This is a genomic window from Aneurinibacillus terranovensis DSM 18919 (genome assembly GCF_000430625.1).
Lineage (GTDB): Bacteria > Bacillota > Bacilli > Aneurinibacillales > Aneurinibacillaceae > Aneurinibacillus_B > Aneurinibacillus_B terranovensis.
In genome coordinates, this window is the sequence record NZ_AUMJ01000017.1 from 48,862 (window position 1) to 71,863 (window position 23,002).

The window sequence follows — 23,002 nt, forward strand, 5'->3', positions numbered from 1 at the left end:
AACAGAATGTACTACACTTTACGTGATGTTACCTTTGGTTGAGTAAATAATAATAAGTAGTCATAGCCACCTGCTTTTGAATCCGTTCCAGACATGTTGAAACCGCCGAATGGATGAACACCGACTAAAGCTCCTGTACATTTGCGGTTAACATACAAATTCCGCAATGCATCATCTCAAGCGCTGCAGCGATACGGACTTCGTCATTCGAGAAGAACGATCCGGTTAAGCCGAATTCGGTATCATTATACATATTGATCGCTTGTTGCCAATCCTTGGCTTTGGCAATGGCCAAAACGGGGACGAAGATTTCCTCTTGCATAATACGAGCTCTTCCATCAACATCTGCAAAAACAGTGGGTTGAATGTAATACCCGTTCCCTTCGGCTTTGCCGCCGCCTGTCAGTAAACGTCCCTCTACCTTTCCCAGTTCGATGTATTCCAGAATTTTGTCATATGAATTCTTATCTATCACAGGACCTACTGGAGCGTTTTGTTCCGGAAGCCCCACTTTAAGGTCGTGAGTTAACTCCCAGGTAAACCTATTTTTTTCATTAAATAGATAAAATTGTACGCAATAACAGGAGTAGTGGAAGCCGGTTTTAGTAATACTGTATTTCCTGCTACAATAGCAGCACTAGTCATTCCTACGCAAATAGCCAGAGGAAAATTCCAAGGAGGAATGATTACCCCGACACCAAGCGGGATGTAACTTAATAGATTATCTTCTTCGTCTATTTTAACCAGTGGTTGGCGAAGATTCGTTTCACTTAAACGAATGATTTCTCTGGCATAGAACTCCAAAAAATCAATTGCTTCAGCTGTATCGGCATCCGCTTATGCTTAATTCTTCCCTGCTTCATACACCATTAGTGCAGAAAATTCATGCTTGCGGGCACGCATCAATGCCGCTGCTTTAAACAGATATTCAGCGCGTTCGGCAGCCGGAACCTTCTTCCATGCTTCGAATGTATTCAAAGCAACTTGCATGGCACGTTCGGCCAAATCGGTGTTGGCCTTGCTGACACGGCCAATGATTTCATCCACATTGCCAGGATTAATAGAAACGATTTTGGCGTCTGTCATAACTTGATCCGATCCGATATGAAGCGGGTATTCGCGCCCTAGTCCTGCTTTTACTTTCGCCAACGCAGCCTCCATGGCCAACTTATTTACTTCAATGGAAAAATCGATGAAAGGTTCATTTACAAAAGGCTTGATCGTATTTAGTAATGTACTCATTGAACTTCCCTCTTCTCAACATTATTTGAATATATTTTTAAGCACGAACCAAGCATTGGCTGGGCGTTCAGCCAAACGTCTCATGAAATAACCAAACCAATCGATGCCGTAGGGGACATACACGCGAACCTTGTATCCCTCATCAACGAGCTGTTTTTGTAAATCCTCACAGATGCCATAAAGCATTTGGAATTCAAACTGATCTCTGGATACTTTTCTGTTTTCAACAAAAGTTTTGGTTTGATTGATAATTTCCACATCATGACTCGCAATGGCGGTGTAATTACCGTTTGATAAATGCATCTGAATGATTTTAACATAGTTTTCATCTACATCTTTTTTAATCGGAAACGCTACCTCAGAAGACTCCTTGTAGGCTCCTTTCACTAAACGTAGATTTGCATGGAGTTCATTCAAATCTTTGATATCTTGTTCCGTTCTGTACAGATAGGCCTGAATAACAATTCCCACATTGTCATACTCTTGGCGAAGTTCACGGTAAATATCCAAGGATACTTGACAGTGGTCGTAGTCTTCCATATCAATCCTGACAAAGTTTCCGTACATTCTTGCCCTGTCCAAGATTCTTCTCATATTTTTCATACAAAGAACCCTGCTGATATCCAATCCAAGCGAGGTCATTTTTAGCGAAAGATTGGAATCGACCCCAGCCTTTGCAATCGCATCCAGTGTTTTGATGCACATGGCGGCGGATTCATTAGCCTCTTCCTCGCTAAACACAAACTCTCCCAAATGATCTAATGTAACTACCTTACCTTCTTTATTCAATTGACGAACCGATTCAATCGCTTGCTCGATGGTGCTTCCAGCAACAAATCGGGATGCTCCGAATTTCAACCCATATTTTTTAGCTAACCGATTGGCAGACGGACTTTTGCCTAAAGACTGAAAAAAGTTTCTCATTAATACTTCCATATAGACAACCCCTCATTAGAACTGTGTGCGTAATCGGTGACAACGGGAGGATTTTATTATTCACTGTCCTCTTTTTGCCGTGCATGCGTAACCCCTACCATGTTAAATGTATGTGGATCCAAAATGACTCCATAGATTTCTTTCGCCTGTTTCACTGAAATATAGCCATTTTTGGCATCCAAGGATACTTTATCGACTGGGCGATGAAGTGGATTGCCGTATCCTCCGCCTGTTCCGGTAATCAATCGTACTACCTCCCCTTTACGCAGCGGAAAACGCGCATATTTACCAAATGGCCCAGCGACTTCTCCGTTTGTTTTTACGATTTCAAATTCGTTGCGGGATCCGTCATATCCACCGTTAATGCCCCATGGAAGGAATTTATGGCGACCGAAAGTAGCTGTTACCGTTTGACCATCAGATAGCGCGCGATAAGAACGGATACATCCCGAACCGCCGCGATATTCCCCACCACCGGCGCCGTCCGTGCGAAGACTGTATTCATCAATTAAAATCCCATAACGAGTTTCAGCTACTTCCACTGGTACGTTATATGTTTCACCGTCAAACACACAGAATTGTCCTGCTGCCCCGTCCAAGCCATTACCGGCTCCCCAACCGCCAGCAGTAGGCTCCACAGTCAAGAAAGGTTCGTTTGTATCTGGATGAATACCGCATAGCACCACTCCGCACACAGACAAAAAATGTCCGGCGTTCAAACGTTGAGGGACTGCAGGTGCCAGAGCTTTCCACACCAGGTCAGCACCGTAAAGAGTCGTTTCCCAATAGGTCGATACGGCAGCGGGACGCTCGGCAGAGAAAATGGAACGCTCGTCAACAATGACTTTTAATGGGCGGAACACTCCGTCGTTGACGTCTTGAGAAGGATTCGTTACCGCTAAGAAAATAGTGCGTGCCGCTGATACCAAGCCAGTGTAGGAACAATTCACCGGACCTAATACTTGCGGGTGGCTGCCGCGGAAGTCACAGATGAACTCATCATCAGTGATTGTCACCTTGACTTGTACGGGGAAAGGTCCATTTCCCACACCGTCGTCATCGATAAAGTCCTTTGCTTCATATGTCCCTTTCGGTAGTTTGGAAATTTCTTTAATCGCCAATTGTTCACCATGACTTAACAGATGATCAATCGAATCCAACACGACTGTTTTGCTGTATTTTTCACAAAGTTCAAGGAATCGCTTCTCACCGGTTCGAAGAGCCGCTACTTGAGCCCACATATCTCCAAGGGATAAATCGGGAAAACGCACATTGGATGCCGTTAGATCCACTAAGGCCTGATTGATTTTTCCTTCATTAAATAGCTTCACACAAGGGAATTGTAGACCCTCCTGGTAGATTTCCGTGGAATCTGTGGTCCATGAGCCTGGATCTTTACCCCCTACTTCCGTCCAGTGAGCTTTGTTTGCAGAGAAAGCCACTAGTTCTCCTTCATAAAAGATCGGCATCAAAAGCCCTACATCCGACAAGTGAGAACCGCCGCCACCGTAAGGATCATTGATGATGATGATATCGCCGGGCTTAAGTTCGCCTTCTTTTCCGAATTTCTCAAGAGCTTGTTTGACCATAAAGGTTAACATGCCAATAAACCCGGTGACTCCGTTTCCCTGGGTGAGAAGTTGGCCTTTGGCATCGGTTAGACCACTCGCAAAGTCAAGTACTTCATAAATAATGGGACTCATGGATGTCCTTGCCAGCGTATGAAACATCTCTTCGCCGATGGCAATCAAGGAATCTTTTACGATTTCGAGTGTAAATTGGTCACGTTTACGTAGTACTTCCGTTTCAATCATTTCTTTACACCCCCAACTTTCCAGCACGAACCAGTTCGCGTGGATAATGATTCAACCTCTCCGCACCATCCGCAGTAACAACGACAATATCCTCAATTCTTACGCCAAACTTTCCGCTCAAATAGATACCCGGTTCTACGCTGACTACCATCCCTTCCTCCAGAAGCTGTTCATTGTTTGAAGTCAGGTAGGGTTCCTCGTGAACTTCAATCCCTAAACCATGGCCGGTGCGATGAGTGAAGAACTCCCCATAGCCGGCTTCCGAAATGATGTTTCGGGCCACTCGATCAATGTGTTTGAGTGAAACTCCGGGCCGGATCGCTTGGACGGCTTCGTCCTGCGCTCTGCGTACAACTTCATACACCTTAGCCATTTCTTCCGTTGGTTCCCCCATCACGATCGTGCGCGTCATGTCCGAGCAGTAGTGATCCTTGATTCCACCCATATCAATCACAACCATATCCCCGTTTAAAATTACCGTGTCATCAGACTGGTGATGGGGAATCGCTCCGTTGGCTCCAGAACCGATTATGGGATTAAATGACATTTGCTCTACGCCCTTTTCATGGAAAAGCCTTTTAATCTCCTTTACCAGATCCATTTCCTTCATCCCTGGTTTGGCGATGGAAATCACTTTCCCAATCACTTGATCGGCAATGGCTCCCGACTTGCGCAAAAGGTCGATCTCTGTTGCATCTTTTCTTACGCGGAGAGCTCCGATCAATGGGGTACCTTTCACAAACGATAGTTCTGTACGGATGGACATGAGGTCAATCAGTTTTTCACTTGGCCACTGATTATCAATAGAAATCATACCTTGTTGCGGTAAAAGGCTTGCAAGAATATCTACTTCTGGGTCACCGTCCTTCCAAAAAACCAATTCCACTCCGTCCAAGGGTGAGATATCTTCCCTCGACATTTCATGAATCACTATGGATGAGGGCCCGGTTTTTGGAATGACTACGGCCTGAAGCCGTTCATGAGAATCCAGCCATGTACCTGTAAAATAGAAAAAATTCGCCGGAGAAGAAACAATCACCGCTTCCCATCCATTCTTGCCTAGTATCTCTTGTGCATTTTTCATTCTTTGTAAATATACGCTCATCCCGTTTCGTTCCTCCCTTTAAGGAATGAGTGGGGCTGCCTCGAGACAACCCCACTCATGATTTATCGTTTTACTAGCACCCAAACGATTTCGCAATCCTCTTCCCCGTCATTGTAAGCCCAGTGGGCTTCTCCAGCAGGGATAAGGGATGCATCTCCCGACTTCATACGATATTCTTGATCGCCAGTTCCCGATAGGATGGACCCTTTTATGACGATAGAATACTCATCCTCATCATGACTCCCTGTTCCATTTAATGGAACCCTTCCTTCAGGAGGGATGGTTATCACGCCAAATTTGGCATTGCCTCCAGCAATATGTTCGTCCGTAAACAATGTCTTTAATGAAACAATGGGACGATCATCTGCTTTTACTGAATCAGTACTCACTATTATCATGTCTTTCCCCCTTTACACCAATTGGCGTTCTGGCGAAACGCCTTCCACCTCAAATGTATTTGGATTCAAAATCACCCCATAGATATCCTTGGCTTGTTCTACAGAAATATAACCATTTTTAGCATCCAAGGATACCTTGTCAACCGGACGCTGAAGGGGATTCCCGTACCCTCCGCCAGTTGCGGTAATCAAACGAACCACATCGCCTTTATTGAGCGGGAAACGGGCATACTTCCCGAATGGGCCGGCAACTTCCCCATTTGCTTTGACAATTTCAAATTCGTTGCGGGATCCATCAAGTCCGCCGTTAAAGCCCCATGGAAGATATTTATGACGCCCGAATGTAGCAGTAATTGTTTGCCCGTCCGTCATCGCACGGTAAGATCGGATACTTCCGGAACCTCCGCGATTTTCCCCGCCACCGGCACCGTCCGTACGGAGACTGTATTCATCGATCATCACGCCGTAGCGTGTTTCCGCTACTTCCACTGGCACGTTATACGTTTCACCGTCGCCAATGCAGAATTGCCCTGCTGCTCCGTCCAAACCTTCCCCTGCACCCCAACCCCCAACGGATGGCTCAACAATCAGGAACGGTTCGCCTGAATCCTGATGAATACCAGAGAGAACCACGCCACAAACGGATAACAGGTGTCCAGCGTTTAAGCGGTGAGGAACAACTGGTGCGAGTGCTTTCCACACTAGGTCAGCTCCGTACAGCATCGTTTCCCAATAAGTCGATACCGCAGCCGGACGTTCCGCAGAGAAAATGGAACGCTCATCAGCAATGATCTTCAATGGTCGAAATACTCCATCATTCGCATCTTGTGATGGGTTCGTGACAGCCATGAAAATGGTGCGAACCGCGGATACCAATGCCGTGTACGAACAGTTCACCGGACCCAATACTTGCGGATGACTTCCACGGAAGTCGCAGATAAATTCATCATCAGTGATCGTAACCTTAACCTGTACCTTGAAGGGCCCGTTTCCAATGCCGTCATCGTCAATGAAATCCATTGCTTCAAATGTGCCCTTCGGTAGTTTGGTAATTTCTTTAAGTGCCAATTGTTCACCATGGTTTAACAAATGATCAATGGAATCCATTACGACTTTCTTCGAATACTTATCACACAGTTCACGGAAGCGCTTTTCACCAGTCTTAAGAGCTGCTACTTGAGCCCACATATCCCCAAGGGATAAGTCCGGGAAGCGCACATTGGCTGCTGTCAGATCTACCAGGGCCTGATTGATTTTTCCTTCATTAAATAGCTTCACACAAGGGAACTGAAGACCTTCCTGGAAAATTTCCGTGGAATCAGTAGTCCATGAACCAGGATCTTTTCCTCCAACCTCTGTCCAGTGAGCCTTGTTGGCGGAGAAAGCCACCAATTCACCTTCATGGAAGATGGGCATGACCAGGCCAACATCGGATAAATGCGATCCCCCTCCACCATAAGGATCATTGATGATAATAATATCGCCGGGCTTCAAGTCTCCATCATTTCCAAATTTTCGAAGGGTTTCCTTTACCATAAAGGTTAGCATTCCGATAAAACCGGTAACCCCGTTACCTTGGGTTAGAAGTTGGCCCTTTGAATCGGTTAGTCCACTAGCGAAGTCAAGCACTTCATAGATGATAGGACTCATTGAAGTCCGTGCTAATGTATGGAACATTTCTTCCCCAATTGCAACCAGCGAATCTTTTACAATCTCGAGTGTGAATTGGTCATATTTCACCTTTGTATCGATCATTTCGTTACACCCCCGTATTTATGATTAGGTTGCCGTACTCGTCTACGACTAGACTTTGTCCCGGATAAACAACGGTTGAAGAGGATTGTTCTTCGACAATGGCCGGTCCTTGGATGGAGCTGCCCGCATTTAGAATCTCTCTGGAATAAACGTTTGTATCCAGCCATCCATTATCTTCGAATAAGACCTTGCGCACTTCTTTTAACGCTTGTACGGCATTGTCACCTACATTTTGCAGGCGTGCTATTTGCGGCTTTTGTACCACACCGAATGCGGTCAAATGAAGGTTCACAATTTCCGTAGGGGCCCCTTCCAATTTAAATGTATAGTGCTGTTCATGCAGATCATGAAAACGGCGGACCACTTCATCGATGGTAGCAGAGCCCATAACACCATTCGGTACCGGAACTTTAACGGCATGCTCCTGTCCGACATAACGGATATCGGCATAACGTGCAAATAATACTTTGTCTTGGGTGATTCCCTCTTGAGCAAATTGGCCAATAGCCCCATCCTCTAACCGATTCCATTCGCCGTTCAGTTCATCTAGGCTCAAGTTGTTCATACGGCGAATATACGTTTGAATATAGTCATGACGGAGATCAGTCATTAACATGCCCCATGCAGAGAACACTGACGCAGCAATCGGAATGATAACCTTCTTCACCCCGAGTTCCTTAGCAAGAGCCAAAGCATGCATCGGACCTCCTCCACCGAATGCAACTAAGGAGAACTCACGGGGATCATAGCCTTTTCGGACAGAAATCAACTTCAATGCATTAAGCATGTTAGAATTGGCAATCCTAATGATGCCAAGAGCAGCGTCTTCTACGGAGATGTTAAAATGTTGGGCAACTTTTTCTTGAATCGCTTGTTTTACCGAATCCATATTAACGGTATTTTGGAAATTTTTTGGCGATAATCTGCCCGTTACGAGGTTGGCATCCGTAGTCGTAGGATTTTCCCCGCCACGGCCATAAGCTACAGGACCAGGCATCGCACCGGCAGATTGAGGCCCGACTTTTAGTGAGCCGGCTTCATCGATCCATGCAATCGACCCTCCGCCGTTCCCGATTTCAACGATGTCCACCACCGGAACTTTAATCGGATATCCGGCATTACGGTCATCTTTTTCAATTTTATATTCGGTCGTAACTTTTACCTCCCCTTTTTCAATCAAGGAGCATTTCGCTGTCGTTCCGCCAATATCAAATGCGATTATATTTTCTTCTCCGATAATTTTTCCAAGAATGGCTGAACCGAATATACCTGCTACTGGACCGGATTCTACCATATTAATGGGGGTTTCTTTGGATTGTTCAAACGTGGTAGTTCCAGAATTAGATTGCATAATGTATTTGTTTCCTGCTACCCCAATTTCTTGAAGATGCTTATCCAATTTATCGATATAAGATGATGCGATTGGTTTTACATAAGAATTTAATACCGAGGTGCTAGTACGTTCGTATTCACGCCATTCTTTCGTTACTTCATGGGAAGCAGTAACAGCAACTTCCGGCCAAACTTGTTTAATCATCTCCACAGCTTTCTTTTCATGAGAAGGATTGGCATAAGCATGGAGGAAGGATACGGCAATGGCATCCACTCCTTCACTTCGCAATTGTTCAACTGCTGCTTTGACTTCCTCTATTGCTAATTCAGATATTACCTCTCCCTTATAATTTAAGCGTTCACTCACTTCTTGGCGGAGATAGCGAGGAACAAATGGGGTCGGCTTTTCATAGCGGACATTGAACAAGTCGGGGCGATTCCCGCGCGCAATTTCGAGCACGTCACGGAAACCCTTAGTAGTGATCAATCCGGTTTTTACTCCTTTACGTTCGGTTAAAGCATTAATAATAACAGTAGTTCCATGTATGAAAGTATTAATGGCTTCAGGAGTAATATTGCTTTTCTTTATGACATCTATGACCCCTTGTTCGAAGTTAGGAGGTGTAGTGTCGCTTTTTGCGGTCCCGATGTTTCCATTTTCATCCAAATAGACAAGGTCTGTGAATGTTCCTCCAATATCAGTTGCTACGCGCATAAAAACCACCTTTCCTTATGTTTGATAAAAGTTATGTGAACCCGGTTATTTTAAAAGATAACCGGTGTTAACACGCAAAGAATCTTGGAATTTTGATTAAGTGGGTTGGACCAATAATGCGGCAATTGGGAAGGAAAATGGAGCGAATCCCCGGCTTTCACTAAATACTCTTTTCCATCCACATTAAAAATGACCGCACCTTCCAAAACATAATAGAATTCCTCACCAGGATGACTGAATACATTGTCTTCAACTAACCCCGGTGATACTGAGACGATAATCGGTTCCAGAGCCCTACTGGAAAAATTTCCTGCCAGACGAGTGTATTCTGCGCTCGACCCTTCAATTTTAAAAGGTTTTTGGCTTTCCTTCTTGACGATAAAATTCTGATTACTTTCATTATCAAAAAATTCGGTAATTGGAACCTTAAAGGCATCTGCGATTTTCTTCAGTGAAGTGATGGCTAATGACGTGGACCCACGTTCGACTTGTGACAGAAAACTGACCGATAATCCTGTTTTTTCACTCAGATCTTTCAATGTCATATCATTTTTTTTACGCAGATCTTTAATTTTTTTGTAAATCTCTTCCATATTAACTCCTATTTGATTATAAATTATTTTTTTGTATTTTTATTATATATCGTAATTATTTAATTATTAATTTATAAATTACGATCATACCAGATTTTTTTAAAAAAATTATGGTATGATCGTAATTTTAATCTTCACTAACTAAATCTTTCATAACCCTTACAACTTGGTCATAAGGGCTATCTTCACACTAAACATATTTTTTGCCAATTAGTGTAAAATCTCGCCTTCCATTTCCCTCAAAAACAACACGGCAATGAACGTGATAACCAAGAATACTGAAATGAAGGATACAGTAGACATGAAGCTAGAGTTTGCTGCCAGCAAAGCACCAATGACACTTGGAGCAATGGCATTTGCTAAACGCTGTGCGCTAGATCCTATCGAATAACTGACCCCGCGAATTTCTGTAGGATAGAGCTCGCCCATCCAAGTATCCCATACCCCCCATGCTCCCAAGCTAAAGAAAGAGAGAATAAAATTCCAGATATACATTTCTGCCATGCTGTTGGATGATGCAAACCCAAAACCACCGATAGCAGCCATAAGCACGAATGTAAACATCACTTTTTTACGGCCGAACTTTCCGGTCAAGTAAGACGATGCCATGTAACCTGGGAACATAAACACGGCCGAAATAGCCATAAATCCCAAACCCTGAGGAGTGCTGAGGCCTTTTTTAGCCAATAGAACCGGCATCCAGGAGGATAAAGCCCAATATCCCCAGGAGAAGCAGAAATTAATGATAATTTGCAGAACCGTTGGTCTCAGGAATTTTCCCTTGAATATCTCCATGAAGGAGCCTTCTTTTACATTGTCGACAACAAGCTCAACGTCCTCCATTTCCTCTTTCATCTTACCTTCTGATAGCCTGTGAAGAACTTCTTTCGCCTGTGATTGTCGACCTTTACCGGCTAGCCAATATGGGGATTCCGGGACCAACATGGCAATAACCAAGAACCAGAAACCGGCAAGCGAGCTGATTCCGAGAATCCAACGCCAGCCAAGATCGGAACAAAAATAAGTGACGCCGATTGCGATTAAGGTTCCGACCGGCCAACCACTAGCAAGATAGACCGTCGCTTTCCCCCGGACTCTAACAGGCAGCAATTCTTCGAAGAAAGGAAATGCTGCCACGATTAGACCAGAAAGAACGACTCCTGAGAAGAACCTTGACCACCAAAGCATGTCATAATTTACTGAGAACGAGCTGATAAAAGAGATAATTCCGTACAATATTAGGCTGTAAATCATTGATTTTTTCCGGCCCAGCTTATCGACCAATTCCCCCCAGACAATACACCCCGGAATAGCGCCAATGAAAATAGAACCGATCAGTGAACCGATTTGCGCTCCATCCAATTTAAACTCATTTCCTATGGACCCACTTGCTAGGATGATCACCATCATTTCCCAAGCTTCAATTACGAAGGAGAAGAACAATGCCAACCCTGCTTTCCAATGCTGGCTTGTAACTGGCATTTTTTCGAACACTTCACCGACTTGAACTGATTTTTGTTTAGAACCAGAATTTTCAGATATCTGTGCTGAAGGATTTAAGCTCATAAAGGTCCCCCTATTTTGATCATAATGTGTTGTATATACGTTGTTCGATAAAACGCTCGCACAAAATTCACTACTATACCATTTGTTCTCACATTGGATCACAAATCCTCAAGTATTTCGACACAGCACAATTGATTGGAACCACAAGTTTATGAATGGAATTTTGATAAAACCATAAAAACTGTCTCCATTGCAAAGATCTATTGATCGTCAATATACCTATTTAAATAGTCTCCAAGCATTGACCTCATCATCTGGTGGAGACTGGTACCCATCTAACTTGCTATGGCCCCATCCGAATTTTTTATTGATCTCTACCAAGAACTCTGCGTATTTAAGCGGAGCGAGACTTGCATCAATAACCGGAACCCCAAGCTCTTCCTGAATCGTACGGTAGAAACCAAATTCAATCGTGCAACCTAAAACGATAACATTCGCACCATCTTTTTCTACAGCTTCCCTCGCAGCGAGTCTCATTCTTTTTGTAGTTTCCTCATGGTTTTTCTGGAAATCATGTACACCCATATCAAGCGACTTGAAGGATGCCAGCCTATCCGCAAACCCGTATTTGTGAACATTTTCCTTCATTTCCGGAATCCACTTACGGCGGCCGACAATTATTGAAATGCTTTCACCAAGGGTTGAAGCTATATGCAAACTGGATTCTGCGGGAGCAGTGACTACCATCTTTTTAGACACTTCCCGGGCAGCCCTTAAAATAGGGTCATAAAAACAGCCAATCACAGCAGCGTCATACTCTTCCTCTTCTGCCCTTTTCACTAAATTCAGGATTTCAGGCATAATCATAACCTCATAGCTGTTGTATTCCAGATGAAGTGGTCCCGGTGCAGGGGTTAAAGAAACCACATCGACGGTCGTGTCCGGCTGCTTCACTTTTTCAAACTCACTTTGGAATGTGACATCAAATTGATTTGTGGTGACAGGATTGATCCATAAGATTTTCTTTTCCAATTTTTAACCCTCTTTTCAAAAGTTCTTTTTATAGTCTATAGTCCAATCTATGACTGCTCCAAGGTGAAACTTAGCTGACATCAAGTCTTCGACGGAGGCAGTAACCATGTTTCACCTGTGTTGAGAAAAAATTCAACGGAATTTATAAATTCTTATACATTAAAAAAGATTCCACGATATTACTTCATCATCCGGAGGAGATTGGTATCCATCCAATTTGCTGTGGCTCCATCCGAATTTATTATTAATCTCCGCCAGGAATTCCGCATATTTGAGAGGGGCAATACTCGCATCAATCACCGGAACTCCAATTTCCTCCTGAACCTCATTGTAAAAACCAAACTCAACTGTACAGCCTAATACAATCACATTAGCACCATCTTTTTCCACAGCTTCTCTAGCTGCATATTTAATTCTTCTCATGGTTTCTGCATGGTCTTTCTGAAAATCATGAACTCCCATGTCGAGGGTCTTAAACGAAGCCAACTTTTCCCCGAAGCCATATTTGTGAACGTTTTCCTTCATCTCTGGTATCCATTTTCGTCGGCCGACAACGATTGAAATGTTTTCGCCAAGAGTCGAGGCAATGTGCAAGCATGCCTCTGCCGGAGCGGTTACCACCATCTTTTTGGACACCTCACGTGCAGCCCTTAAAATAGGATCATAAAAACAACCAATTATGGCAGCATCATATCCTTCTTCTTCAGCTTTTTTTACCGCACGGAGCAATTCAGGCATGACCATAACCTCATAGCTGCTGTACTCTAGATGGGTCGGTCCGGGTGCTGGAGGTAAAGAAACAACGTCGACGATGGTGTCTGCCTGTTTGACTTTCTGCAACTCGTTCCTGAATGTTGCATCAAATATGTCGGTGGGGAAAGGATTAATCCACAATACCTTTTTTTTCATGATGATCCTCCATTTTCAAATTATTTGCGAATGGCAAATCTTAGGCAATAATTTTGATACTATTTTAATAATTACCGTATACATGTAATTATTTCATACATTCCTAATAATCTGAATATAGGACAAAGATAAAAATAAAGCTCCTTATTTGTCGGTTATAGACAAATAGGAGCTCACATTTAGTACAATAGTTTCCGTGCTTTTAAAGCCAAATGAAGGTTCAACCTTTGTTCAGGATTTTTAAACGGATCGAACCCAAGGACCTCTCGTACCTTTTCAATCCTGTACTTAACCGTATTTGGATGGATAAATAGCCGCTTCCCAACATCAGTGAAGCTTTCTTTCTCATCGAGAAAGGCCTCTACGGTTAGGACTAAGTCAGTTTGATTCTTGGAATCGTATTCGTATAGCTTGTCTAGTAAACTGGTTGTAAATTCCCCAAGCATTGCTTGGGATAACTCCCCCAATATCCCAAAAACCCCCAAGTCTTGGACGGCGGTAATACTGCCTGCACCGAACATTTTGCAGCCGACGCCCACCGCTCTGAGGGCCTCCCTGTAGCTTTCACCAAGATTTAATGGAGACGGATAGAAGTCACCGATTCCAATGGATACCTTTAGCGCCTCAAACTCCGACTCTAATGTTTCTTTAACCACCAGTGCGAGTTCACGGGCTTTATATCTTGCATGGTCTCGTTCTGAAAGCCGATCGAAATGAATAAAGATCAAAACCATATCTCCTTTTAACGCTAAGGAACAATTAGGCCAGTGGGTTTCGAGTTTCGGCCTTAGTACACGGTGAATTCGATTTTCCAAATGGCTAATCTCTATTGGATCTTCTGCGGCGCTAACTGTGTGATGATCCTGTTCAAACCGGGCGGCGAGAAGCATGTGTTTCTTCGCAAGATGCAGACCCACCATGCGGCCTCTGCTGTATAGGTCCTCTTCACGGGTATATTTTCCTTCGAACACCTCCGTTAGGAAATCGCTTCGGAGGCGTTTTTCCGCTTCGGTTACGGCCCGTTTTTTGGCTATCTCCAATGCAACTGCTGTAGAAGCATGTGCTAAGGCAATAAGGTCCAGCTCTTGCAAAGAACCTGCAAGCTCCCAAGTTATAATGTATCCAAATGGAGCATTTGCCGCTCCAGCGGGAACTACTACCTGTTTCACCTTTTGGTTTTCGTGTTCGACCCAAGTTGAATAATATTCCACTTCTCCGTTGGGATGCTTCACCGGAAATGTCGACTGTCGGGAATGAATAGTTTCAGCTATTTTTTGGATATCCAAGTATTTCGCAAGATAAGCTTCTTCTCCATCTTTACCTGAACGGACAGCCAATACCTCAAACATATCGGAGGTGATTAGTACGGGTTGTTTAATCAATCCGGAAAGTGTGGAAGCAATTGTATTTATATCCCCTCCATGCAAGATGACACGAGTCATTTCCCGATTGATTTCTTCTGATTTCTGCAAAATTTGGGATTGCTGATTCAGTATCGTTCCCAATACTGTTGAAAAAACAGTGGCGTAAGTCATCGAGGGTGGTAGCAAAATCAGGGGAAGGCCGTAACGATCCGCCGCTTTTAATAATTCCTCATGGACAATCTTACCAGTAACCATTGGGTGAAGCCCCAATGCAGCCACACCAGATTGGGCAAATTTTTTTATGGTCTCCACTTGACCTTCAAGGTCGTGGCTCAAACTATGGAAAGTGGTAAGAACGAACTCGCCACCTTCAAAAAAACGGTCAAATTCCTTCGGTATTTCAAGCACACTGACCTTCTCAATCTTCCTGTCCAAACCCTGTTGACCCGCCAGTACTCTAAAATCTTTAACTGGTTCGAGCTGTAGCATATCCTTTACCATGATTCCCATAACAACACTTCCTTTGTATTGACTCGAACCCATTATTTAAAGTTATGACACGACTCAGAAGCGATTAGCAAACTAAAGTATGATAAGAGTAAATAGTTGATCGTTTTTATTTACACCAGTTTAATTTTTTACATTTATTTTGTAAATATGAAAAACAGTGAACGGCAAGGGTTACCATTAGGAAGTTCTTCGTAGACTTTCCAAATTGCAAGCATTATTATCAATTCGTGTTCTTTAAATAGTTTATGATGGCGATTTTTAACATGTTTTCGAACCCTTCCACTTCCAAGCGAAGCGTAGGTGCAAGGGATTCTATCAAAGTGATAACGACAATGACATCAAAACTTTGCCGGAACTCAGCTAATTCACTTTACTGATCGTAAAAAACAGAAAGGTAGCCCTGCTAAAAATATCAGACCCGAGGACAGAGATTTTGACACTATGCGTAATACTTTTGTAGGGGATTTGGAACAGTTAAAGAGAATATGGAATTTCTCTTCCTCTATCATTTAGGAATTTCTGAGTTGGAATCCTTGGATTATTACCAGGGCTACCGCTATCGAATGCGTCCAACGATATCTTCGCGGATCATCATCTTGATGGCTTCCTTGGTATTTGTAATAACGGATACACTCGTTACTTCTGAACCTATTCCAGCAGTGGTCGGAATGGCTAAAGGGATAGGTTTCTTTTCGATTGCCCTCTTGCCACCCATGAAATCACCAATGTATCAACCATTTGCAGCATCAATAAAACTTCCCCCACCTATAACACAGATTACAACGGTTTTCGAGTAAAATGTCCAACGCTTCAGAAACATGAAGATCCGTTGGTTCAGAATTAACATCAAGATAAGTTACACATTTAACTCACTTGCCGCTAAATATCCTTGGCAACGCTCGACGTGACCAAGTGCTTCCTGCAAGTCTTCCCCCCCCCTCAACCCTTAACATATCCCGGAAGTTCTACTTTATTTGATGGTTCCAGAGTAATATTCAATGTCCTTTTTTTAAACTTATCCATAATTCCTCCTGGGGCCTGCAAATCTTTAGATAGAATATTTTTGTTCCCAATTACCCTGATTACAAATGGAGGGCCTAGTTTAGTCTGATTTACAATAATTGTCGGTCCAACACAACGAGGGGCAGATGTGGCAACTAAACGTTGGTCATTAATTGCGATCCCTTCAGCTCCGGATACATCTAACTGATTCAATAAACTGCGAAGATCTGCGTCGTGTATAATTCCAGCAACAATATTGTTTAAATTTCGTGCGTTGCTGCTGTCTTGCAACGTAATAATTACTCCTTGTCCTGTCACCGGAATAAGACCTGCTTTCGTCCGGAGTGTTTGAAGCGCATTGATTAATGAGTTAGACATAAGCTGTCTTTGAGAAAGCTTTTTCTCTTTTTCACTTACTTCAGCCTGCAGAGAATGTAATCTTTTTTCAAGTTCAGCTACCTGTTCCTTTTCTAAATTAAGCTTTTTAATTACCTTTAATTTCATATCCAAATCACTGCTGCGTGAATCAGTAAACATATTATCGTGCGGTACAACTGCGGTACTACGTATCGAAACAGTAATTAAAAAACTCAATAGAAGTAAAACAGGGGTAAAAAAGATATACAATTTACTAATTTTCATTCTTCCCTCACCAGCCATTAATTCTTCTAAGAAAACAGCCACTCGTTTTGTATTCGTTCCAATCATTTCAATCAATTTTTTAAGACTTTTGGCCATTTGGGTAAAAGAAGCTGCCAATTCACCAATCTCATCATGGCTTTTTACTTTGATTTACTAAATCAGAATAAGATTTAGTAATGCCATTTAAATGATAAAGAGCAACAGCACCTAAAATCCCTACCATTATCGCAACAGTCAAGAATCCTCCGATTCATTTTAGCATAACAGTAATTTTCATTATAAATTCCCTTCCCTAGGACTATATGTTGTATCTCAACATACATCAATTTATGTATTTCCGGTTTGGATGCTTTTTAAAATCCTTTTTATCACTCCTCTAAAATTACCTTGTTATACCATCGATTATAAAATCAATATATGAAGAAAGTAAGGAGTCTACCCTTTCCATAAAGAAAATTTGTCCTGGCAGCATAGTTGTCTACTACACAAAAATAGCCACGTTATCCTATGGCAGTTTAGGATCCCGTGGCTTTATCAAATTTATTGTATTACAAAAGTATCCGTTTTGCTCCTACAAATCTTTTTCCCCAGTAGTAAGGATCATTCAAACTATTGATGGAAACCCCTTTACTACTTGAGGAATGAATAAACTTGCCATTCCCTATGTACATACCGGCATGTGTGACTGGTGCATAGCCAGCGGTTTTAAAAAAAACTAAGTCTCCTGCTTTAAGAGAAGAGGGAGAAACTGTGTTTCCCTTTTTAAACATTTCATATGCCGTACGGGGGAGTGTCACTTTGCTGCCCTTATATACATAATTAAGGAACCCGGAACAATCAAACCCGGTTTTTTTGGAGGTTCCTCCCCACTTATAAGGAACACCAAGCACACCTGTTGCTTGGTTAACGATGTTGTTGTTATTCGTGGAAGCAAAAGCTTGTCCATTTTGAACAACAAACCCGGATAATATCACAGAGCCCATAACTACTACTTTCACGATTTTCTTGCTGAATTTTCCAAACAAACTAGAATTAAACTCCTTTCATGCCTACGAGGTTAGTTGACGGGTTCAGAGGAAAGGTCCCTTTCTACTAAGTAGATTCACCCCAAAAAAGAATCCCCCGCTTCAAAATATTGAATTCGGCATCTTTTCATCTTTTTAATTATTACTGGTCTATTATCATGAGCCAAAATAGAAATTTTTATAAAGTGGTTTCTATCATTCCTCCCTCCGCCAAACACCCAATTTTCATTGTAATCTTTAAGTTTGAAGAAAGTTAGAAGTTTCGATGTTTACGTGAAAGAATTTTATTACACATGTATTTTTCTTTTACTTGCCGACCATACTTCTGGTAGAAGAGGCGGTGCAAGAAATGAAGATTCGAAAACTATGGGTGGTACTTTTACTAGTTTTAATGATTATCAGTTGGAACGCCAAGCCGGCAAAATACATAAAAAATAATCATTCTGCTTTCACACAGCAGATGATCCTTACGTTAAATCAGCATTTTTTATTTAGTTTTTGGTGCGTGCTTTTCCCACCGCTTTGCGCAGGGGATATCGTTGTTGCTAATGATGCTCGGAATGTTCAGGATAAGACTCCAAAGAAGAACGATATAAAGATCAGGTTTTTTATATGGGATTTTTTAAAAAATGTGAGTAGTGAAATTTTTGCCCCTGGGCAACAAGGCCAAAAATTAGCCAAAGATGGTAAAATTCCATAGAAAATCTCAATGTATTACTCTTTTTCTCAAAGCAAAAAGCAAGAAAACAATCCACATCCATTGACCGATCGTAAGTCCAAAATATGTGACGAAAGAGGGTTGAAATAAAGAGATAACAAGCTGTCCTAAACAGAAAGCAATAAATATGTTGACTCCTAACAATGGATTGAAATTTGCTTTTCTTTTCTTGACTAATAAAACCAAGAGAAGGCTCGAAAGAACAAAGCGATACACATGGATAGGATGAAAGTATTCTCTACCCCCAATAGTTAGAAGCTCTCCTGATGATGGAACCATGATAGAAAAGAAAATAGTAAAAACGAGAACAAAAAAAGCCAAGTTGTAAGCAGTCATTTGAAAGGGTATTTTCTCTTTGTTTGAGATCCTTAAAAACGCCGCAAACGCAGTAAATAGTGCAAGCGCCATTCCCTCTTGAGATGGGCTTGTATACAATAATATCGACAAAATATCAGATAAGTTATTGAAAAGCAACGACGGTGAAAGCAGGACAGGGCTCATTTTCAATACGACTAAGAAAATGACAGCAACGTAGGTAAGGATTGAATCTATACTCGTTCGAACAGTTTTATCGTTCCGGTAAAACAAATAAAATCCGATATAAACCATAACAAAAGATACAAGTCCACTTCCATACATTCGATTGACCATAAAAGGTCCAATCTTTAAAATTTCATGCAGCCCAATCATTGTTTTTCCGCCAGATTTTTAAATTTAGCACGCAACTCATTAGGAGCGACCAAACCGACTATTTTATCAACAATTAGACCTTTACTATTCACAAAATAGGTGGTAGGGATTGCTTGTACTAAATATTGTTTCGAAACCGCGTCGGTTTTATCCAGTAAAATAGGAAATTTCATGTTAAAGGCACTTACAAAAGCTTTCACATCGTTTAAATCATCCTGTGACGTTAAATTCACACCATACACTTCAATTTTATCTTTATATTGGGTATATAATTTCGTCATTTCCGGCGCTTCTGCCCTGCACGGCCCACACCATGAAGCCCAAAAGTTAATAATCAGCGGCTGATTAAGATTTTTTACAGAATACTTTTTTCCGTCTAATCCATCTAATGTAAAAGTAGGCGCACGAAAACCAATTTCTGCTTTTTCGGTTACAGGAACCGTGTTGCTATAGGATTCCTTTCCTTCAGAAGCTTTACTTCCATGAGATTGATTTTTATAGATAGCAATGCTAGCTAAAACGAGGACAATCACAACAATTAAAAAATTCTTCATCATATTTCCCCTATTCTGTCTATGTAGTTATCGTTTTTCTATAAGCAATTCCGCTGCTAGCTATCCGCAAAAAATTCATTTCATTTATAACCTACTCCCCAGACTGTTTTAATCACATCGTTATCCGAAATTCCGGAAGCCGTTAATTTGTCACGTAAGTTCTTTATATGGGTATCAACTGTTCGATGATCTCCCCTAAAATTATGATTCCGTATTAAATCCAGTATATCCCCCCTTGTAAAAATTCTTTCCTGTTGCTCGTTTTCTTTCTGAGAAAATTGATTTCTACGTGTTAAAGACCTTTCACCGTTTTGAGCTTCGTCGACTATATATCCCTCTTCCATAAATATAGGGTAATAATTTCTCGCATCAGAGCTTCTTCATCTACAACCAAAATGCTTTTACTCTCCATTTTTCCCTCCTGTTACAAAGTCAAACTAAAGAAAAGGTCGCTATCTTCATAATACGAAATAAATGTGGAGATTTTTTGAAGGTGCTTAACGTCGTTGAGAGAAGGGATTTTTCTTCGTATTTTTTTCACATGTTTTAGTTACAATCAAATCTACACTAAAGTTATTTCAATTTATTAGGAGGCAAAAAATGAAAGTGGTCTTGTTTACTATTTTTGGTTTTTCCGTTCGATCATACGGCGTTGTTGTAGCAATTTCTATTTTGTTGGCGTATGGGATAGCAAGAGTTTTAACCAAAAATACTGTTTATGAAAAACATTTGTTGGATTTCTTACTGTACTCCATGATTGGAGCAATTATTGGTGCAAGAATATGGCATGTATTCTTCTTTCAATGGCCATATTATTCAAAACATCCCGGGGAGATTTTTGCCATATGGAATGGTGGTATTTCAATATTAGGTGCAGTAGTAGGCGGGCTTATTGTCATGTTTTTTTATACTCGTTATCATAAGCTGAACTTTTTTGAAATGGCTGATTTTCTTGTGCCAGCCTTAGTTTTGGGACAAGGCTTTGGAAGAATCGCCTGCCTTCTTAATGGTGATGCCTTCGGCTCGCCGACGGGTTCTTCCTTTGGACTGGTATACCCTCCTGGTACACAGGCATATGATACGTACGGTTCAAAGCCGCTGTGGCCGGCAGAAGTTTGGGAAGGCCAGGGCGATTTTGTCATATTTGCCCTGCTGTTTATGTTAAAAGATAAAAAATTACCACAAGGTTTTCTTTTATCCATCTACATCATTTTGTATTCAATTTTGCGTTTCATGTTGGAAATACTACGAGGGGATTCCCCACGGTATCTATTCCACTGGACAGCCGGTCAGTGGACAAGCGTGTGTCTCATTATGGTTGCACTTACCCTAGGGCTGTATAATTTTAAGAAAAAAGCAGTCTAATGCATAAAGGCTTCTATTTTTTATTGTAACTAAAAAATAGAAGCCTTTTTTACCGTTAAAGAAAGTATATGTTGCTTTACAGTGTTAAAGCAACATATACTTTCCTCCATGGGTCACCCGAGAAAAACTCGCGGGAGTGTGCCGAACGTTGCTTTTTCGATGTGGAGCGTGTGGCCGGAAGGTCGATCAGACCGACAATTGTCTCCATCATTGAGGTACCCGGATGTTTTGTCGGTCCGACCTTACGGTCACTAAGCGGCCGTTTCGCTTCCCTGCAGAAAAAGGACGAGCGGCAACGCCCGCGAGTTTTTCTCATTTTGGAATATAGGTAACCGCCTGTTTCCCCATTTGTTCCCATGCTCTTTTGAACATTATAATGGGGATTTTTCTATTTTTTATGTTTGCAAGCGGATCGTTAAAATAAATATATGTACCGTCATATCCTGTAAGCAGAACGGAGTGCTCCTTATAGGTAATATTTACGGGACCGCTTGGGGTTTCCCATTTCTCAAAAAGATTCTCAGGTAGTTTATCGAAAGTTGTGTTTACAATAACCCACACAGGTCTTCCTTTTTTCAAAGAAAAGAAAAGATCTGTAAACTCAGCGCCTGTCATATCGATGATTTGATTAGGCAGATACTTTTCAGCCAAATCTACAATCGGTCCATGATATACACCGTATCCAGGTTCAGAGAAGGTATACATGTTTCCCACATAGCCATCATAAGGGTTTCCAAAAAAGATGCTTCCATTCCTTACTTGATAAACAGTTAGATCCTTTTTAACTTCCTTGGCTAACGTTATTTTATCTGCCTTTACACCAGTAAACTGAAGCATCATTGACAGGCTTGTAACTTCACAACCTCTCGGCAGTTCAGGTTGCTGTGAAAGCAATGGAGCATCAATTACAATTTTCTTTCGGCTTTCTTCTTCTTTTTCCCATACAGGATTTTGATTTTCTTTAAAATAGACAGTGGTATTAGTATGGCCTTTCGCATATGATACCGATTCAGCAAAAGATTTAAAATCCCCTAAAAATCTCCTCCCTTGATAAACCTTATAGGAGGCATAATTGTTCCATAAAGCTGTATCTTCACCACGCTTACGTACAGATGAGTGCTGCTTTTTCTTTGCGTTAGAGACAGCTTGCTCAAAAGTTTTAAACCGGCCTTGGAAGTCGTTATAATAGTATACTTCAAATGTTTTTTTATCCTCGGGTTCATTGTCATTTTTTACAAATACCTCGTTCTTGCCGGAAGATAAAAAGGCTGCCTTTACAATAGGGTAAAACTTGGCTACTGCTATAAAGCAAATAAACAACATAATAAGAAAGATAATCCATGTATACATTATCTTTTTCACTTTCATTTCCCCTACTATTTCTAAATTACACAACTTCAAAAAATAAAAGCAGAAATCATCTCTCCGTTAAATGTCTATGTAATACCCTTCATCATCGGGCCCCTATGAGCAATGATTTATGTCATTCTTTTATTTTCTCTGGTGATACAGTAATTTCATTTTTGTTATGAACGTAATAAATCCACACATCCCTTTGTTTTGCTCCTTTATAAAGTAATCTTATTTACTAGTTTACCTAATATTTTTGTGGAATTGGTGAAGATATAATAAATCAGGTCTTTTCCTCCCCTTAATGTTTATCTAACACACCATATAACTAATGAACATCAAACTAAAACGGGAGGCATGTTTACTACCGTTCCATAGATTTAAATAGTTACTGGTTGCAGAAAAATTTATACCTTTTATTACTTCATTTAAGAATGTCAATAAC

General features: G+C 41.6%; 21 protein-coding genes, 1 pseudogene and 1 riboswitch. Of the genes and pseudogenes, 2 read left to right on the forward strand and 20 right to left on the reverse strand.

The window, feature by feature from the left end; translation table 11 throughout:
* Positions 1-11: 11 nt before the first annotated feature.
* The 15 genes and pseudogenes from H525_RS22750 to H525_RS0104060 form a co-directional block, all read right to left on the reverse strand.
* Positions 12-1,242, reverse strand: a pseudogene (locus H525_RS22750) (aldehyde dehydrogenase family protein).
* A gap of 21 nt (positions 1,243-1,263) precedes the next feature.
* Complete coding sequence (locus H525_RS0103995) at positions 1,264-2,178, reverse strand: proline dehydrogenase family protein (RefSeq protein ID WP_027415129.1); 915 nt, start codon at positions 2,176-2,178, stop codon at positions 1,264-1,266.
* 56 nt (positions 2,179-2,234) lie between these two features.
* On the reverse strand, positions 2,235-3,992 hold the full coding sequence (locus H525_RS0104000) for a hydantoinase B/oxoprolinase family protein (protein WP_035099881.1): 1,758 nt from the start codon (positions 3,990-3,992) through the stop codon (positions 2,235-2,237).
* A 4-nt stretch (positions 3,993-3,996) separates the two neighbouring features.
* The gene (locus H525_RS0104005) at positions 3,997-5,097 is read right to left on the reverse strand and encodes a M24 family metallopeptidase (protein ID WP_027415131.1); all 1,101 of its coding nucleotides are present in this window, start codon (positions 5,095-5,097) and stop codon (positions 3,997-3,999) included.
* 62 nt (positions 5,098-5,159) lie between these two features.
* Positions 5,160-5,495 carry a cupin domain-containing protein gene (locus H525_RS0104010; RefSeq protein ID WP_027415132.1) on the reverse strand — a complete coding sequence of 112 codons (336 nt, stop codon included), beginning with the start codon at positions 5,493-5,495 and terminating at the stop codon, positions 5,160-5,162.
* A 12-nt stretch (positions 5,496-5,507) separates the two neighbouring features.
* Positions 5,508-7,250 (reverse strand): hydantoinase B/oxoprolinase family protein, encoded by a 1,743-nt coding sequence (locus H525_RS0104015; RefSeq protein ID WP_027415133.1) that lies wholly within the window; start codon positions 7,248-7,250, stop codon positions 5,508-5,510.
* Positions 7,251-7,254: 4 nt separating this feature from the next.
* Complete coding sequence (locus H525_RS0104020) at positions 7,255-9,297, reverse strand: hydantoinase/oxoprolinase family protein (RefSeq protein WP_027415134.1); 2,043 nt, start codon at positions 9,295-9,297, stop codon at positions 7,255-7,257.
* 50 nt (positions 9,298-9,347) lie between these two features.
* The gene (locus tag H525_RS0104025; protein ID WP_027415135.1) at positions 9,348-9,890 is read right to left on the reverse strand and encodes a helix-turn-helix domain-containing protein; all 543 of its coding nucleotides are present in this window, start codon (positions 9,888-9,890) and stop codon (positions 9,348-9,350) included.
* Between the two features lie 210 nt (positions 9,891-10,100).
* The gene (locus H525_RS0104030) at positions 10,101-11,456 is read right to left on the reverse strand and encodes an MFS transporter (RefSeq protein WP_035099884.1); all 1,356 of its coding nucleotides are present in this window, start codon (positions 11,454-11,456) and stop codon (positions 10,101-10,103) included.
* 219 nt (positions 11,457-11,675) lie between these two features.
* Entirely contained in the window at positions 11,676-12,428 is a 753-nt protein-coding gene (locus H525_RS0104035; protein WP_027415137.1) for an aspartate/glutamate racemase family protein, read from the reverse strand.
* Positions 12,429-12,587: 159 nt separating this feature from the next.
* Positions 12,588-13,337 (reverse strand): aspartate/glutamate racemase family protein, encoded by a 750-nt coding sequence (locus H525_RS0104040; RefSeq protein ID WP_027415138.1) that lies wholly within the window; start codon positions 13,335-13,337, stop codon positions 12,588-12,590.
* A 179-nt stretch (positions 13,338-13,516) separates the two neighbouring features.
* Positions 13,517-15,211, reverse strand: a complete 1,695-nt coding sequence (locus H525_RS0104045; protein WP_027415139.1) for a PucR family transcriptional regulator — start codon at positions 15,209-15,211, stop codon at positions 13,517-13,519.
* Between the two features lie 556 nt (positions 15,212-15,767).
* Entirely contained in the window at positions 15,768-15,926 is a 159-nt protein-coding gene (locus H525_RS28410) for an iron-containing alcohol dehydrogenase (RefSeq protein ID WP_245590394.1), read from the reverse strand.
* Positions 15,927-16,150: 224 nt separating this feature from the next.
* Positions 16,151-16,972 carry a DUF881 domain-containing protein gene (locus H525_RS25335; protein WP_051330788.1) on the reverse strand — a complete coding sequence of 274 codons (822 nt, stop codon included), beginning with the start codon at positions 16,970-16,972 and terminating at the stop codon, positions 16,151-16,153.
* Between the two features lie 431 nt (positions 16,973-17,403).
* The gene (locus H525_RS0104060; RefSeq protein WP_245590395.1) at positions 17,404-17,880 is read right to left on the reverse strand and encodes a C40 family peptidase; all 477 of its coding nucleotides are present in this window, start codon (positions 17,878-17,880) and stop codon (positions 17,404-17,406) included.
* A 7-nt stretch (positions 17,881-17,887) separates the two neighbouring features.
* Positions 17,888-18,012: riboswitch (cyclic di-AMP (ydaO/yuaA leader) on the reverse strand.
* Positions 18,013-18,229: 217 nt separating this feature from the next.
* On the opposite strand from H525_RS0104060, the gene H525_RS0104065 reads away from it, so the two are divergent.
* A complete protein-coding gene (locus H525_RS0104065) occupies positions 18,230-18,580 on the forward strand; it encodes a hypothetical protein (protein ID WP_027415141.1) in 351 nt (116 codons plus the stop codon).
* Between the two features lie 6 nt (positions 18,581-18,586).
* On the opposite strand, the gene H525_RS0104070 is transcribed toward H525_RS0104065, so the two are convergent.
* The 3 genes from H525_RS0104070 to H525_RS0104080 form a co-directional block, all read right to left on the reverse strand.
* On the reverse strand, positions 18,587-19,288 hold the full coding sequence (locus H525_RS0104070; RefSeq protein WP_027415142.1) for a hypothetical protein: 702 nt from the start codon (positions 19,286-19,288) through the stop codon (positions 18,587-18,589).
* A complete protein-coding gene (locus tag H525_RS0104075) occupies positions 19,285-19,845 on the reverse strand; it encodes a TlpA family protein disulfide reductase (protein WP_081413216.1) in 561 nt (186 codons plus the stop codon). The genes H525_RS0104070 and H525_RS0104075 overlap by 4 nt, the downstream gene beginning before the upstream one ends.
* 77 nt (positions 19,846-19,922) lie before the next feature.
* A complete protein-coding gene (locus H525_RS0104080; RefSeq protein WP_027415144.1) occupies positions 19,923-20,186 on the reverse strand; it encodes a winged helix-turn-helix domain-containing protein in 264 nt (87 codons plus the stop codon).
* Positions 20,187-20,427: 241 nt separating this feature from the next.
* Between H525_RS0104080 and lgt the strand changes: the two genes are divergently transcribed.
* Positions 20,428-21,207, forward strand: a complete 780-nt coding sequence (gene lgt, locus H525_RS0104090; RefSeq protein WP_281172572.1) for a prolipoprotein diacylglyceryl transferase — start codon at positions 20,428-20,430, stop codon at positions 21,205-21,207.
* Between the two features lie 76 nt (positions 21,208-21,283).
* Here lgt and H525_RS26955 read toward each other — a convergent pair whose 3' ends face one another.
* Both H525_RS26955 and H525_RS25340 read right to left on the reverse strand, forming a co-directional pair.
* The gene (locus H525_RS26955) at positions 21,284-21,523 is read right to left on the reverse strand and encodes a hypothetical protein (RefSeq protein WP_027416312.1); all 240 of its coding nucleotides are present in this window, start codon (positions 21,521-21,523) and stop codon (positions 21,284-21,286) included.
* Complete coding sequence (locus H525_RS25340) at positions 21,520-22,569, reverse strand: C39 family peptidase (RefSeq protein ID WP_051330789.1); 1,050 nt, start codon at positions 22,567-22,569, stop codon at positions 21,520-21,522. The genes H525_RS26955 and H525_RS25340 overlap by 4 nt, the downstream gene beginning before the upstream one ends.
* Positions 22,570-23,002: the final 433 nt, after the last annotated feature.